Raw genomic sequence first — 15213 nt, forward strand, 5'->3', positions numbered from 1 at the left:
GGACGCGGGGTGCGGGGCGTGGACGTACGACTCGCGGTGCCCGAACGTACGACTCGCGGGGCCTGGACGTACGACTCGCGCGGGGTACGGGTGTCGGTGTGGCGGTCGGTGGGCCTAGGCTGGGTGGTGGGCGGCTGGTCGGGTGGCCGCCGTTGTGCACGCTCACTAAGTCGTTAAGACCACGTTGCGGGCAGGTCTTGACGTCGTGAATGTTAGCGATAACACTCACCAACCATGGCGAGCGAACCGTTGGTGGTGGGTGTCGACTTCGGCACGTTGTCCGGTCGCGCGGTGGTGGTGCGGGTGCGCGACGGGGCCGAGTTGGGCACCGGCGTGCACGACTACCGGCACGGCGTGCTGGACCGGGCGCTGCCCGATGGCACCCCGCTGCCCCCCGAGTGGGCACTCCAGGTGCCCCAGGACTACGTCGACGTGCTCAAGCACGCGGTCCCGGCCGCCATCGCGGACGCGGGGGTGGACCCGGCCGACGTGATCGGCATCGGCACGGACTTCACGGCCTGCACGATGGTGCCGGTCAGGGCCGACGGCACGCCGCTCAACGAGCTGCCGGAGTTCGCCGGCGAGCCGCACGCCTACGTCAAGTTGTGGAAGCACCACGCGGCGCAGGGGCAGGCCGACCGGATCAACGCCCTGGCGGAGGAGCGCGGCGAGGCGTGGTTGCCCCGCTACGGCGGGTTGATCTCCTCGGAGTGGGAGTTCGCCAAGGGGCTCCAGCTGCTGGAGGAGGCGCCCGGCGTCTACGCGGCGGTCGACCACTGGGTCGAGGCGGCCGACTGGATCGTGTGGCAGCTGTGCGGGCAGTACGTGCGCAACGCGTGCACGGCCGGTTACAAGGGCATCTACCAGGACGGCTACCCCTCGCGGGAGTTCCTGGCGGCGCTGAACCCCGATTTCGCGGGGTTCGTGGCCGACAAGCTCGACCACCCGCTGGGCCGGCTGGGCGACCGCGCGGGCGGCCTGACGGAGGAGGCCGCGGCCTGGACCGGGCTGACGCCGGGCATCGCGGTGGCCGTCGGCAACGTCGACGCGCACGTCACCGCCCCCGCGGCGCAGGCCGTCGGGCCGGGGCAGATGGTCGCGATCATGGGCACCTCGACGTGCCACGTGATGAACGGCGCGGAGCTGCGCGAGGTGCCCGGCATGTGCGGGGTCGTGCCGGGCGGCATCGTGCCGGGCCTGTGGGGCTACGAGTCGGGCCAGAGCGGCGTGGGCGACATCTTCGCCTGGTTCGTGGAGCACAACGTGCCGCCCGCCTACCACGAGCGGGCGCGTGAGCGGGGCATCTCGGTGCACGACCTGCTCACCGAGCTGGCGGCGGAGCAGGCGATCGGCGAGCACGGCCTGATCGCGCTGGACTGGCACAGCGGCAACCGCTCGGTGCTGGTCGACCACGAGCTGTCCGGCCTGGTCGTGGGCCAGACCCTGGCGACCCGCGCCGAGGACACCTACCGGGCGCTGCTGGAGGCGACCGCGTACGGCACGCGGGTGATCGTCGACTCCTACACCGACGCGGGCATCCCGGTCACCGAGCTGGTGATCGCGGGCGGCCTGGTGAAGAACCGGCTGCTGATGCAGATCTACGCCGACGTGCTGGACATGCCGCTGTCCGTGATCGGCTCCGAGCAGGGACCGGCGCTGGGCTCGGCGCTGCACGCGGCCGTGGCGGCGAAGGCGCACGAGGACATCCACGCCGCCGCGCGGGCCATGGGCTCGGTGCGGCGCGGGGTGTTCCGGCCGATCCCGGAGAACGTCGCGGCCTACGAGCGGCTGTTCGTCGAGTACCAGGAGCTGCACGACCACTTCGGGCGCGGCGCGAACGAGGTCATGCACCGCCTCAAGGCGCTGCGCCGGGCGGTCAAGGACGCCGAGAAGGGGGAGAAGTGACGACGGCGGTGGAGGACCTCCGGCGCACGGTCGCCGGGCTGCACCGGGAGCTGACCCGCTACGAGCTGGTCATCTGGACCGCGGGCAACGTGTCGGCGCGCGTGCCGGGGCAGGACCTGATGGTGATCAAGCCGTCGGGCGTGTCCTACGACGAGCTGACCCCCGAGGCGATGGTCGTGACCGACCTGCACGGGAACCTCGTGGAGGGCGACTACGCCCCCTCCTCGGACACCGCCGCGCACGCCTACGTGTACCGGCACATGCCCGAGGTCGGCGGCGTGGTGCACACGCACTCCCCGTACGCGACCGCGTGGGCGGCGCGGGGCGAGCCGATCCCGTGCGTGCTCACGATGATCGCCGACGAGTTCGGCGGTGACATCCCGGTGGGGCCGTTCGCGCTCATCGGCGACGACTCGATCGGCCGCGGCATCGTGGAGACGCTGCGGACCAGCCGGTCCAAGGCGGTGCTGATGAAGGGTCACGGCCCGTTCACCATCGGCAAGGACGCCCGGTCGGCGGTCAAGGCCGCGGTGATGCTGGAGGACGTCGCGCGTACCGTCCACTTCGCACACCAGCTCGGCCGGCCGGAGCCGATCGAGCAGCACCACGTCGACAGCCTGTACGCGCGCTACCAGAACGTCTACGGGCAATGAGCCCACGAGGGGAGCCCCGCATGTCCTCTGCTGCGAAGCCGCAGGTCTGGTTCCTCACCGGGAGCCAGCACCTCTACGGACCGGACACGCTCGACCAGGTCGCCCAGCAGTCGCAGCAGATCCAGCGGATGCTCACCGAGTCGGGGAAGCTCTCCGCCGAGGTGGTGTGGCGACCGGTGCTGACCGACACCGCGGCCATCCGCAACACCATGCTCGCGGCGAACGCCGACCCGACGTGCATCGGCGTCATCGCGTGGATGCACACGTTCTCGCCCGCGAAGATGTGGATCACGGGCCTGGACGTGCTGCGCAAGCCGCTGCTGCACCTGCACACCCAGCTCAACGAGGCGCTGCCCTGGGCGAGCATCGACATGGACTTCATGAACCTCAACCAGGCCGCCCACGGCGACCGCGAGTTCGGGTTCATCCAGACCAGGCTGGGCGTGCCGCGCAAGACCGTCGCCGGTCACGCGAGCGACCCGGTGCTGGCCGAGCGCATCGACGGCTGGATGCGGGCCGCCGCCGGCCACGATCACCTGAACGGGTTGAAGCTCGCCCGCTTCGGCGACAACATGCGTGGCGTCGCGGTCACCGAGGGCGACAAGGTGGAGGCCGAGCTGCGGTTCGGCGTCAGCGTCAACACCTACGGCGTCAACGACCTGGTCGAGGTCGTCGACGCGGTGGCCGACGACGAGGTCGACCTGCTGGTGGCCGACTACGCCGACGCCTACCGGCTCGCCCCGGAGCTGGCCAAGGGCGGGGAGCGGCACGACTCGCTGCGCTACGCGGCCCGCATCGAGGCCGGCCTGCGCCGGTTCCTCACCGACGGCGGGTTCGGCGCGTTCACCACGAACTTCGAGGACCTGGGCGGGCTGCGGCAGCTGCCGGGCCTGGCCGTGCAGCGGCTGATGGCCGACGGCTACGGCTTCGGCGGCGAGGGCGACTGGAAGACGTCGGCGCTGCTGGCCGCGGTCAAGGCGATGGGCGCGGGCACGGGCCGCGGCACGTCGTTCATGGAGGACTACACCTACCACTTCGGTCCCGGCGAGCCGAAGATCCTCGGCGCGCACATGCTGGAGGTGTGCCCGACGATCGCCGCCGACCGGCCGTCGTGCGAGGTGCACCCGCTGGGCATCGGCGGCCGGGAGGACCCGGTGCGGCTGGTGTTCGACGCGAACCCGGGCGACGCCGTCGTGGTCGGCCTGGCCGACCTGGGCGACCGCTTCCGGCTGGTCGCCAACGAGGTCGAGGTGGTCCCGCCGGACGAGCCCCTGCCGAACCTGCCGGTGGCCCGCGCGGTCTGGAAGCCCGCGCCGTCGCTGTCCACGTCGGCCGAGTCGTGGCTGACCGCGGGCGGCCCGCACCACACCGTGATGTCGCAGGCCGTCGACGCCGGGACGCTGCGCGACTTCGCGCAGATGGTGAACACCGAGCTGGTCGTCATCGACCGGGACACGACCACGGCGTCGTTCGGCGACCGCCTGCGCTGGAACCAGGCGTACTTCCGCCTCGCGCAGGGCCTGCACTGACCCGCGCGGCCCCGTCCCGCGCTGCACCAGCCCACTCCGGGCACCACCAAGGGAGAGAGAAACGATGAAGTTTCCGCGGTACGCCGCCATCGCCGCGGCCGCCCTCGTGCTGTCCGCCTGCGGCTCGGCGGAGAAGACCGTCGACCAGCAGAGCGGCTCCACGGGCAGCGCGCTGGTCGGCGTGACCATGCCGACCCGCTCGTCCGAGCGCTGGATCCACGACGGCGACAACATCAAGAAGGCGTTGGAGGCCAAGGGCTACCAGGTCGACCTCCAGTACGCCGAGAACGACATCCCGACGCAGGCCAACCAGATCGAGAACCAGATCACGAAGGGCGCGAAGCTGCTGATCGTGGCCTCGATCGACGGCACCGCGATCACCTCGCAGCTCCAGCAGGCCGAGGACGCGAAGATCCCGGTCATCGCGTACGACCGGCTGCTGCGCAACACCGACAGCGTCGACTACTACGCGACGTTCGACAACTTCAAGGTGGGCGTGCAGCAGGCGACGTCGCTGCTCACCGGCCTGAAGGTGATCAACGCCGACGGCAGCCAGGGCACCGCGACCGGCCCGCTGAACATCGAGCTGTTCGCCGGTTCGCCGGACGACAACAACGCCACGTTCTTCTTCAACGGCGCGATGTCCGTCCTCCAGCCGCACATCGACAAGGGCACGCTGGTCGTCAAGAGCGGCCAGACCGACTTCAAGACCGTGTCGATCCTGCGCTGGGACCCGGCGACCGCGCAGCGCCGCATGGAGGACCTGCTGACCTCCACCTACCAGGGCGGCGCCCAGGTGCAGGGCGTGCTCTCCCCGTACGACGGCCTGTCGATCGGCATCCTGTCCGCGCTCAAGAGCAGCGGCTACGGCACCGGCGGCACCGCGTACCCGGTCGTGACCGGTCAGGACGCCGAGGTCGCCTCGGTGAAGTCGATCGTCGCGAACGAGCAGTACTCGACCATCCAGAAGGACACCCGCGAGCTGGCCAAGGCCACCGTGGAGATGGCCGACGCGGTGCTCAAGGGCGGCAAGCCGCAGGTCAACAACGAGAAGGACTACGACAACGGCGTGAAGGTCGTCCCGTCGTTCCTGCTCGACTCGATCATCGTCGACAAGAACAACTACAAGCAGGTCCTGGTCGACACCGGCTACTACACCGAAGACCAGTTGAGGTAGATCGGATCATGTCCGACGACATCCTGGTGATGCGCGGCATCACCAAGCGGTTCGCCGGGGTCACCGCGCTGCACGACGTTTCGCTCGCCGTGCGGCGCGGTGAGATCCACGCGATCTGCGGTGAGAACGGCGCCGGCAAGTCGACGCTGATGAAGGTGCTCTCCGGCGTGCACCCGCACGGGTCCTACGAGGGCGAGATCACGTTCGAGGGCGAGCCGTGCTCGTTCGGCGGCGTCCGCGACAGCGAGCGGCGCGGCATCGTGATCATCCACCAGGAGCTGGCGCTGTGCGGCCAGCTGTCCGTCGCGGAGAACCTGTTCCTCGGCAACGAGCGGGCCACGCGCGGGTTCGTCGACTGGAACCGCACCAACCACGCGGCGGGCGAGCTGCTCGCCCGCGTGGGCCTGCGGGAGAACCCGACGACGCCGGTGGACGAGCTGGGCGTGGGCAAGCAGCAGTTGGTGGAGATCGCCAAGGCGCTGGCCAAGGACGTGCGCCTGCTGATCCTGGACGAGCCGACCGCGGCGCTGAACGACGACGACTCCGCGCACCTGCTCGACCTGCTCGACGGCCTGCGCGACGAGGGCATCACCTCGGTGATCATCTCGCACAAGCTCAACGAGGTCACCCGCATCGCGGACAGCATCACGATCCTGCGCGACGGTCGCACGATCGAGACGCTGCCCGCGAAGGAGGTGACCGAGGACCGGATCATCGCGGGCATGGTCGGCCGCGACCTGGAGAACCGCTTCCCGCCGCGCACCCCGCGGGTGGGCGACGAGGTGCTGCGGATCGAGGACTGGACCGTGCACAGCCCGTCCCAGCCCGACCGGGTGGTCGTGGACCGCGCGAACCTCGTGCTGCGGCGCGGGGAGATCGTGGGCCTGGCGGGCCTGATGGGCGCGGGGCGCACCGAGCTGGCGATGAGCGTGTTCGGTCGCACGTACGGCGTGGGCGTGTCCGGGCGGGTGCTCAAGGACGGGCGCGAGATCGACACGCGCACCGTCCGCAAGGCCATCCGGCACGGCCTGGCCTACGTCAGCGAGGACCGCAAGCGCTACGGCCTCAACCTCATCGAGGACATCAAGCGCAACGTGTCCGCGGCGGGGCTCGGCAAGCTGGCCACGCGCGGCTGGGTGGACGAGAACGAGGAGTACTCGGTCGCCGAGCGCTTCCGGAAGTCCATGGGCATCCGCGCCCCGGGCGTCGGCACGACGGTGGGCACGCTGTCCGGCGGCAACCAGCAGAAGGTCGTCCTGGCGAAGTGGATGTTCACCGACCCGGACGTGCTGATCCTGGACGAGCCGACCCGCGGCATCGACGTGGGCGCGAAGTACGAGATCTACTCCATCATCAACGAACTGGCCGCCGAGGGGCGCGCGGTGCTGGTCATCTCCTCCGAGCTGCCGGAGCTGCTCGGCCTGTGCGATCGGGTGTACGCCCTGTCCGAGGGCCGCGTCACCGGTGAGCTGACCCGCGCCGAAGCCACCCAGGAACGCCTGATGCAGCACATGACCCAGGGACAGACCTCATGACCGCGAAGACCGCCCCACCGCCGGTGAAGGCGCAGGCAGGACCGCAGCGCCGGTTCACGATCAACATCCGGCAGTCCGGCATCTACGTGGCGTTCGCGTTCATCGTCGCGCTGTTCGCGGTGCTGACCGACGGCGCGCTGCTCCAGCCGCAGAACATCTCGAACATCATCGTCCAGAACTCCTACGTGCTGATCCTGGCGATCGGCATGATCCTGGTGATCATCGGCGGGCACATCGACCTGTCGGCCGGGTCGGTGGTGGCGCTGACGGGCGCGATCTGCGCGGTGCTCACCGTGCAGATGGACGTGCCGTGGCCGTTCGCGGTGCTCATCACGCTGGTCGCCGGGGCGGTGATCGGCGCGGCCCAGGGCTACTGGGTGGCGTTCTTCGGCATCCCGGCGTTCATCGTGACGCTCGCGGGCATGCTGGTGTTCCGGGCGCTGACCCTGACCGTGCTGGGCAACCAGGGCATCGGGCCGTTCCCGGACGAGATCCGGACGCTGGCCAACGGTTTCACCTCGGGCTACCTGGGCAACGTCGGCCTCGGCCCGCTGGGCGGCGCCGACCTGGTCAGCCTCCTCGTCGGCGTGGCGCTGGTGGCCGGGTTCGCGTTCAACCAGTGGCTGCGGCGCAAGGCGCGGCTGGGCTACGGGCAGGTCGTGGACCCGTTCCCGGTGTTCGTGCTGAAGATCGTGCTGGCGGCGGTGGTCGTGCTGGCCGTGGTGGTGCAGCTGGCCCGGTTCCGCAACCTGCCGTGGGTGCTCGTGCTGCTGGCCGTGCTGGTGATGGGCTACTCGGTGATGGCGAACCGGTCGGTGTTCGGCCGGCACATCTACGCCATCGGCGGCAACCTCCAGGCGGCGACGCTGTCCGGCGTGAAGGTCAAGCAGGTCACGTTCTGGATCTTCGTGAACATGGGCGTGCTGGCGGCGCTGGCGGGCATCATCTTCGCGGGCCGGCTCAACCAGGCCGGTCCGACCGCGGGCGCGTCGTTCGAGCTGGACGCCATCGCGGCGGCGTTCATCGGCGGCGCGGCGGTGCAGGGCGGCGTGGGCAAGGTGGTCGGCGCGATCACCGGCGGCCTGATCATGGGCGTGATCAACAACGGCATGTCGCTGATCGGGTCCCCCAGTGAGCAGGTGATGCTCGTCAAGGGCCTGGTGCTGCTCGCCGCCGTCGCCTACGACGTCTGGACGAAGCGCCGCGCATGACCACCTGGTTGGTTGATTACACGGTGTAGCACCGGCGCGACAATCGCCGACATGACCGCCTCCGGCATCAGGGTCCTGTTGGCCGCCCTCGCCCTCGGTCTCGCCGCGACCCCGGTCGCGGTGGCCGAGGGCGCTCGCGTCGACTACCGCGAATGGCGGTCGGCGCAGCTCCTCGTGGGCACGCACGAGGGCACCGCGTTCGCGAGCGGCGGCCTCGTCGTGCGCCGCCCCGTCGGCGTGCTGGAGCACGGCGGTCGGGCGTACGAGTACGCCCGGTGGACCTCGCCGCGCCGCGCCACCGGGTTCGACGCCACGCAGGCGGTCGCCTCGTGGAACGCCGCCACCCCCGCCGGAACGTGGCTCCAGGTCGAGTTCGGCCGGGTGGGGCCGGGTGACGAGGGCACCTCCTGGTACGTGATGGGCCGGTGGGCGCTCGGCGACGCCGACGTGGCGCGGACGAGCGTGCCCGACGAGGGCGACGAGCACGGCCACGTCGACGTCGACACGTTCGTCGCGGAGCGGCCGCTGCGCGCCTACCGGTTGCGCGTCACCCTGTACCGGGCCGCCGGGACGACGGCGACCCCGCTGCTGCGGATGGCGGGCGCGATGGCCTCGGCCGTACCCGACCGGTTCGAGGTGCCCGCGAGCGCGCCGGGCGTCGCGCGGGGGATCGAGCTGCCCGTGCCGCGGTACTCGCAGAACGTGCACGAGGGGCACTACCCCGAGTACGACGGCGGTGGCGAGGCGTGGTGCAGCCCGACGTCGACCACCATGGTCGTGGAGTACCACGGGCGCGGCCCGACCGAGGACGAGCTGTCCTGGGTGGACCCCGGGCACGCCGACCGCGTCGTCGACCACGCCGCCCGGCACACCTACGACCACGACTATCGGGGCGCGGGCAACTGGCCGTTCAACACCGCCTACGCGGCGAGCTTCGGGCTCCGGGCGCACGTCACCCGGTTGCGGTCGTTGTCCGAACTGGAGTCCTGGATCGCCAGGGGCGTCCCGGTGATCACCTCGCAGTCGTTCCGCGAGGACGAGCTGGACGGGGCGGGCTACGGCACGGCGGGCCACATCATGGTCGTCGTCGGGTTCACCGAGGAGGGCGACGTGATCGCCAACGACCCGGCGTCGCCGTCCAACGCGGCCGTGCGCCGGGTCTACGACCGCAGGCAGTTCGAGAACATCTGGCTGAGGACCAAGCGGTATCGCGCGGACGGCACCGTGGCCGGCGGCTCGGGCGGCATCGCCTACCTCGTCACCAAGTGAGACGGGGACGCCGCCCGGTTCCGCCCACGTGGGCGGGGGTTGACGCGGTCGCGTGCCTTCGCTTGACTGGAGCATCGCCTGGGAGCGTTCCCAGGCGATCCCACACCCGGACCGCGAGGAGATCCGCCGCCGCAACGGGAAAGCGCTTACCAAGGAGACCGCTCCATGAGATCACTACTCGCCGTGTCAGCGTTGACCGCGGCGCTCCTGACGGTCGGCTCGCCGCAGGCGCAGGCCGCCTGCGGCGACGGGTCGTTCAACGCCGAGGTGACCGGCTCCGGCAGCAGCTGGACCGCGCGCAACGGCAGCCGTACCGTGTACACCGGCAGCAGCCTGCGCGCCGCGATGCAGGCCGCCAACGACAGCCTCACCGCGAACCGCACGACCAAGGAGCGCATCGTCGTCCGGGGTTCCGGCACCATCCCGGCGGGCGAGCGGTACTCGATGCGCAGCTACACCACGCTCGACGTCTGCGGCACCATCAACGTCTCCGGCTCCGGGTCCGGCGACTACGCCCCCGTGTACGCGCGGGGCGTGAGCAACATCGAGGTCCAGAACCTCACCCTGACCGGCACGCCGGTGTACGGCATCTTCATGCGCAACGTCGTGAACGTCGTCATCGGCACCGTGAACATGCGCCTGTCCAGGGGCCTCGGCGTCCGCATCGACAACCGCGGCGACACCAGCCAGCGCAGCCGCAACATCCGCCTCGACTACGCCTACGTGCAGGGCGCCAGCTCGCACGCGGTGGAGACCTACGGCCTCGACGGCCTGACCATCGGCACCGTCGTGGCGCGCAGCGTCGGCGAGTCCGGCCTGCTGCTCAACGACACCATCAACGCCACCGTCGGCACGGTCGACGCCGACAACGCGGGCGCGGGCACCGGCTACGCCGCGTTCCGCACCGCCAACCGCAACGGCCGCGTCGGCGACGGCTACCCGATCAACGTCCGGGTCGGCCAGGTCATCGCCCGCGGCGGCGGCCGGGGCATCTTCTGCGTCTCGGAGAGCGGCGGCCTCCAGATCGACCGGATCGACATCGCCAACACGGGCAGCAACTCGATCCTCATCGAGAACTGCTACAACGTGAACCTCGCCGCGCAGAGCGGCACGGTCACCGGCCCCGGCGACATCCGGCTCGCCGCGCGCTCCGAGTTCCCGGTGACGCGCGACATCGTCGTGCAGAACCTGCGGGTGACGAACTCCGCGATCCGCGAGAGCCCGTGCGGCACCAACACCACCTTCCGCAACAACACGCTGGTCAACAGCAGCCAGAGCGTCTGCTGACCCCCGCCGGCCGGGACGACCGGGACGACCCGCGTGGACGGGGCCGCCCGCGCGTCCCGGCCGGCGTCCGCAGAACCGTTCCGCTCACCCCGACCCATCAGTAATCTGCACTGACCCTGGGGCTGGAGGTGGCCGGGTGAACCGGTACGAGCGGTTGAACGCACTGCTGGGACTGCTGGCCGAGCGGGGCAGGGTCGAGGTCGACGAGGTCGCCGCCGAACTGGCCGTCTCCGGGGCGACCATCCGCCGCGACCTGGACCACCTGGCGGGGCAGCGGCTGCTCAGCCGGACACGGGGCGGGGCGGTCGCGCACCCGGAGGTCGCCTACGACCTGCCCCAGCGGTACAAGACCGTGCGCCGGGCGGGGGAGAAGCAGCGGATCGGCAAGGCCGCCGCCGAACGCGTGGGCCGCGGCGCGGTGGTCGGCATGAACGGCGGCACGACCACCACCGAGGTGGCGCGGGCGCTGGTCGCGAACGCCGACGCCGACGGCGTGCTCACCGTGGTCACCAACGCGCTGAACATCGCCGGCGAGCTGGCCGTGCGGCCCCGGGTGAAGCTGGTGGTCACGGGCGGCGTGGCCCGGCCGCAGTCCTACGAGCTGGTGAGCCCCCTGGCGGGCAGGATCCTCGGCGGGCTGAACCTGGACGTGGTGTTCCTCGGCGTGGACGCGATCGACCCCGACGCGGGCGCGTACGCCGACCACGAGGGCGAGGCCGAGGTGAACCGGATGCTCGCCGAGCGCGCGCACCGCGTGGTCGTGGTGGCCGACTCGTCGAAGATCGGTGCGCGGGCGTTCGCCGAGATCTGCCCCATCGGGCTGGTGCACGTGCTGGTGACCGATACCGGCGCGACCGAGGAGGACGTCCGCCGGTTCGGCGAGCGCGGCGTGGAGGTCGTGCGCGTCTGACACCCCCTCCGTTGCGGTCCGATCACGGGAACACCGGACTCCTTGACGCAGCGTTGTGGCACGGGACACAGTGTGCGCCGATTTCAGGTCGTCAAACCGCCACTCGGGTGACCGGGGCGGTGCGCTCCGTGACGACAGCGGGGAGGGGGAGGACCAGGCCATGACGCGTCCCGGCGCCCCCGTGACGACCCGCCCCGCCACCGCCGGACTGGGCCGGTCGGGTCGAGCCGCCTCGCACTTCACCGGAAACGGCGCCGGTGGTCGCGCCGGTCTGGTAGCACGACGTGCCGTGGACGCCCCCGTGCTCGACGACGCAGTCGACCGCGACCCCCGCCGGCGGGGGTCGCGCGGCGCGGGCACTTCAGGAACCCGAAGTCTCGCGGGACGTGATCATCGCGCGGGTGATCGACGTGCGGTAGGTGTGCTGCGTGCAGCGCGCCGGCAAGGGCTCCGGCCGGTGGTGGACGTCGCGGTGACGGGTGTCGACGACCCGCCGCCGACGTCCGTTGTGGACGGGAGCCCCACCGCGGCGCGGCAGTCGGCCGAGCGGTCCACCCGCACCGGGGTGGACGTGCCGGCCGGCGCGAACGGCGATCGGGGAACCCTGCTGACCGGCGAGGTAGTCGGCCGTGCCAGCGCCCCGGTCCGCTTGGGAGAGCAGGACGTGGATCGATGGGAGTCACCGTGATGGGCGTTCGGACAAAGGCGTTGCGACACCCTGTTGCCAGGGTCGTGGCGGCGCTGGGAGCAGCAGTTCTCCTCGCTTCCTGCGGGAGCGGAGGGGAAGGGGGCGAGCAGCCCGCCGGTGCGCTCCAGGGCCGGGGCGAAGTCACGTTCGCCACCGGCAAGGACACCTCCGGCAACATGCAGAAGCTCGTCGACCAGTGGAACTCGTCGCACCCGGACGAGAAGGTCCGGATCATCGAGCTGCCGGAGTCCGCCGACGCGCAGCGCCAGCAGATGGTGCAGAACGCGCAGGTGAAGTCCGACGCGTACACGATCCTCAACCTCGACGTGGTGTGGACCGCCGAGTTCGCGGCCAACCGCTGGGTCGTCGAACTGCCCGCCGACCAGTTCGGTGTGGACAAGTTCCTCGAACCGGCCATCAAGACCGCGCAGTACCGGGACAAGCTCTACGCCGCGCCGGCCTACTCCGACGGCGGCCTGCTGTACTACCGCAAGGACCTGCTCGACGCCGCCGGCGCGAAGCCGCCCACGACGTGGGCCGAGCTGATCAGCACCTGCCAGGCGGTCAGGGCGAGCCAGCCCGCGATCGGCTGCTACGCGGGCCAGTTCGAGAAGTACGAGGGCCTCACCGTCAACTTCGACGAGGCCGTGCACTCCGCGGGCGGCGAGGTCGTCGACTCCACCGGCAAGCCGGTCGTCGACTCGCCCGAGGCCAAGGCGGGTCTCGACGCGCTGGTGACCGCCTTCCAGCAGGGCATCATCCCGGAGAAGGCCATCACCTACAAGGAGGAGGAGGGCCGTCGCGCGTTCCAGGCGGGCGAGCTGCTGTTCCACCGCCAGTGGCCCTACCAGTGGAACCTCGCCGGCAAGACCGACGGCTCCTCGCAGGTCGCGGGCAAGTTCGACGTGGCCCCGCTGCCCGGCCTGAACGGCCCCGGCAGCTCCACCCTCGGCGGCCACAACCTGGCGATCTCCGCGTTCGGCAAGAACCAGGCCACCGCGCTCGACTTCATCAAGTTCTTCGTCGGCGAGGAGGCGCAGCGCTCCAACCTGCTCGCCACGTCGCAGGCGCCGACCCTGGCGAGCCTGTACGACGACGAGGAGCTGATCGCGAAGTTCCCGTACCTGCCGACCCTGAAGGCGTCGATCCTGTCCGCCAAGCCCCGCCCGCAGGCGGTCCGGTACGGCGACGTGACCACGGCCGTCCAGGAGGCCGCGTACGCCGCCCTGACCGGCACGAAGACCAGTGAGCAGGCGCTCAAGGACCTCCAGGCGAAGTTGCAGGAGCTCATCAAGTGACGGCGGTCGCCCGCCGCGCCCGGGGTGCCACCTCGGGCGCGGGGCGACTCGCCGCGGCGCTGCTGTCCCCGACGTTCGTGGTGCTCGGCCTCGTGGTCGGGTACCCGCTGGTGGCGGCGCTGCGGGAGTCGGTGTTCCGGGAGGGCTCGGACCTCGACGAGAGCGGGTTCGTCGTCGAGGGCACCCAGTTCGTCGGCCTCGACAACTACCTCTCCATCTTCGCCGGCGAGTCGGCGACGCGGTTCTGGAACGCGTTCGGCAACACCACGCTGTTCACCGTCGTCACGGTGGCCCTGGAGGTGCTGATCGGCGTCGGCATGGCACTGGTGATGCACCACGCGATCCGCTTCCGCGGCGTCGTGCGGGCCGGCATCCTCGTGCCGTGGGCGGTGCCGACCGCGGTGTCCGCGCTGCTCTGGAAGTGGATCTTCCAGGCCGACGGCGTGGCCAACGCCGTCATCGGGCAGCAGATCCTGTGGACCACCGAGGGCTGGCAGGCGAAGTTCGCGGTCGTCCTCGCCGACGTGTGGAAGACCGCGCCGTTCGTGGGCCTGCTCGTGCTCGCCGGCCTCCAGATCATCCCGAACGACGTGTACGAGGCCGCCCGCGTCGACGGCGCGTCGCCGTGGCGGCAGTTCTGGCGCATCACGCTGCCGCTGGTGAAGCCCGCGCTGCTGGTCGCGGTGCTGTTCCGGGTGCTCGACGCGCTGCGCATGTTCGACCTGCCGTTCGTGCTCATCGGGCAGCGCAAGGAGTCGGTCGAGACGCTGTCCATGGTGGCGTTCGACGAGGCGTCCAGCCTGAGGTTCGGGCCGGCGGCGGCGTACGCGACCGTGCTGTTCCTGTACGTGGCGATCACCGCCCTGGTGTTCGTGCGGCTGCTGGGTGCGGACGTCATCGGCGCCGCACGGGAAAGGGCGCGGAGATGAAGGCCGGGTTGAAGTACGCCGGGCTGGGCCTGATCCTGGTCTACTGCCTGGCGCCGTTCTACTGGATGGCGGTGTCCGCGTTCCGGCGGCCGGCCGACCAGTTCGAGCTGACGCTGCTGCCGTCGCCGTTCTCGCTGGACAACCTCACGGCGGTGTTCGCGCCCGGTGTCGGGTTCGGGCGGTCGCTGCTCAACAGCCTGGTCGTGGCCGGGGTGACGACGATCCTGACGCTGATCATCGGCGTCTCGGCGGCGTACGCCCTGGCGCGCTTGAACTTCCGGTTCAAGAACGCGGTCGCGGCGCTGATCATCGCCACGTCCATGTTCCCCGGCATCTCGCTGCTGGTGCCGCTGCTGGCGCTGTTCACCGACATCGGCTGGATCAACACCTACCAGGCGATGATCGTGCCGAGCCTGTCCTTCGCGCTGCCGCTCGCGGTGTGGAACCTGACCGCCTTCTTCCGGCAGATGCCCGAGGAGCTGGAGCAGGCGGCGATGATCGACGGCTGCACGCGCGGCCAGGCGTTCCGCAAGGTGATCCTGCCGCTGGCCGCGCCGGGCGTGTTCACCACCGCGATCATCACGTTCATCGCGGCGTGGAACGAGTTCATCATCGCGCTGTCGATGGTGAACGACAGCTCGATGCAGACGGCGACGGTGGCCATCTCCCGGTTCACCGGCGCGTACGGGTTCGACCAGCCCTTCGGCACCCAGATGGCGGCCGGCGTGGTCGTCACCGTGCCGCTGGTCGTCATGGTCCTGCTGTTCCAGCGCAGGATCATCGCGGGCCTGACCGCGGGCGGAGTGAAGTAGGCGCCTCGCG

12 protein-coding genes are annotated in these 15213 nt (G+C 70.8%); all 12 read left to right on the plus strand.

The features are described from left to right. Window positions 1-234 precede the first annotated feature (234 nt). The 12 genes from araB to J2S66_RS03040 all read left to right on the plus strand — a co-directional run bounded on the left by araB (window position 235) and on the right by J2S66_RS03040 (window position 15203). Window positions 235-1905 (plus strand): ribulokinase, encoded by a 1671-nt coding sequence (gene araB, locus J2S66_RS02985; protein WP_310303493.1) that lies wholly within the window; start codon window positions 235-237, stop codon window positions 1903-1905. Further along, entirely contained in the window at window positions 1902-2558 is a 657-nt protein-coding gene (locus J2S66_RS02990) for an L-ribulose-5-phosphate 4-epimerase (RefSeq protein WP_310303496.1), read from the plus strand. Before araB ends, J2S66_RS02990 begins: the two co-directional genes overlap by 4 nt. Window positions 2559-2578: 20 nt before the next feature. Continuing rightward, window positions 2579-4087: an L-arabinose isomerase gene (gene araA, locus J2S66_RS02995; protein WP_310303499.1), complete on the plus strand. Its 1509-nt coding sequence runs from the start codon at window positions 2579-2581 to the stop codon at window positions 4085-4087. A 64-nt stretch (window positions 4088-4151) separates the two neighbouring features. Next, a complete protein-coding gene (chvE, locus tag J2S66_RS03000; protein ID WP_310303502.1) occupies window positions 4152-5264 on the plus strand; it encodes a multiple monosaccharide ABC transporter substrate-binding protein in 1113 nt (370 codons plus the stop codon). Window positions 5265-5272: 8 nt separating this feature from the next. Next, window positions 5273-6799: a multiple monosaccharide ABC transporter ATP-binding protein gene (mmsA, locus tag J2S66_RS03005; RefSeq protein ID WP_310303504.1), complete on the plus strand. Its 1527-nt coding sequence runs from the start codon at window positions 5273-5275 to the stop codon at window positions 6797-6799. Then, entirely contained in the window at window positions 6796-8010 is a 1215-nt protein-coding gene (mmsB, locus tag J2S66_RS03010; protein ID WP_310303506.1) for a multiple monosaccharide ABC transporter permease, read from the plus strand. The genes mmsA and mmsB overlap by 4 nt, the downstream gene beginning before the upstream one ends. A 51-nt stretch (window positions 8011-8061) precedes the next feature. Next, the gene (locus J2S66_RS03015; protein ID WP_310303509.1) at window positions 8062-9279 is read left to right on the plus strand and encodes a C39 family peptidase; all 1218 of its coding nucleotides are present in this window, start codon (window positions 8062-8064) and stop codon (window positions 9277-9279) included. A gap of 183 nt (window positions 9280-9462) precedes the next feature. Continuing rightward, window positions 9463-10566 (plus strand): hypothetical protein, encoded by a 1104-nt coding sequence (locus J2S66_RS03020; RefSeq protein WP_310303511.1) that lies wholly within the window; start codon window positions 9463-9465, stop codon window positions 10564-10566. A gap of 136 nt (window positions 10567-10702) precedes the next feature. Beyond that, the gene (locus tag J2S66_RS03025; RefSeq protein WP_310303513.1) at window positions 10703-11476 is read left to right on the plus strand and encodes a DeoR/GlpR family DNA-binding transcription regulator; all 774 of its coding nucleotides are present in this window, start codon (window positions 10703-10705) and stop codon (window positions 11474-11476) included. A gap of 687 nt (window positions 11477-12163) precedes the next feature. Next, window positions 12164-13462, plus strand: a complete 1299-nt coding sequence (locus J2S66_RS03030; RefSeq protein ID WP_310303516.1) for an ABC transporter substrate-binding protein — start codon at window positions 12164-12166, stop codon at window positions 13460-13462. After that, window positions 13459-14391 (plus strand): carbohydrate ABC transporter permease, encoded by a 933-nt coding sequence (locus J2S66_RS03035; RefSeq protein ID WP_310303518.1) that lies wholly within the window; start codon window positions 13459-13461, stop codon window positions 14389-14391. The genes J2S66_RS03030 and J2S66_RS03035 overlap by 4 nt, the downstream gene beginning before the upstream one ends. Next, on the plus strand, window positions 14388-15203 hold the full coding sequence (locus J2S66_RS03040; RefSeq protein ID WP_306745239.1) for a carbohydrate ABC transporter permease: 816 nt from the start codon (window positions 14388-14390) through the stop codon (window positions 15201-15203). Before J2S66_RS03035 ends, J2S66_RS03040 begins: the two co-directional genes overlap by 4 nt. Window positions 15204-15213: the final 10 nt, after the last annotated feature.

Origin of the sequence: Saccharothrix longispora (genome assembly GCF_031455225.1) — a bacterium.
Classification (GTDB): Bacteria; Actinomycetota; Actinomycetes; order Mycobacteriales; family Pseudonocardiaceae; genus Actinosynnema; species Actinosynnema longispora.

What these genes read in the sequence shown, in the direction of transcription:
- araB (WP_310303493.1), top strand. Translation starts at nt 235, where the DNA reads ATGGCGAGCGAACCGTTGGTGGTGGGTGTCGACTTCGGCACGTTGTCC.
- araA (WP_310303499.1), top strand. Translation starts at nt 2,579, where the DNA reads ATGTCCTCTGCTGCGAAGCCGCAGGTCTGGTTCCTCACCGGGAGCCAG.
- chvE (WP_310303502.1), top strand. Translation starts at nt 4,152, where the DNA reads ATGAAGTTTCCGCGGTACGCCGCCATCGCCGCGGCCGCCCTCGTGCTG.
- mmsA (WP_310303504.1), top strand. Translation starts at nt 5,273, where the DNA reads ATGTCCGACGACATCCTGGTGATGCGCGGCATCACCAAGCGGTTCGCC.
- mmsB (WP_310303506.1), top strand. Translation starts at nt 6,796, where the DNA reads ATGACCGCGAAGACCGCCCCACCGCCGGTGAAGGCGCAGGCAGGACCG.
- J2S66_RS03015 (WP_310303509.1), top strand. Translation starts at nt 8,062, where the DNA reads ATGACCGCCTCCGGCATCAGGGTCCTGTTGGCCGCCCTCGCCCTCGGT.
- J2S66_RS03030 (WP_310303516.1), top strand. Translation starts at nt 12,164, where the DNA reads ATGGGCGTTCGGACAAAGGCGTTGCGACACCCTGTTGCCAGGGTCGTG.
- J2S66_RS03040 (WP_306745239.1), top strand. Translation starts at nt 14,388, where the DNA reads ATGAAGGCCGGGTTGAAGTACGCCGGGCTGGGCCTGATCCTGGTCTAC.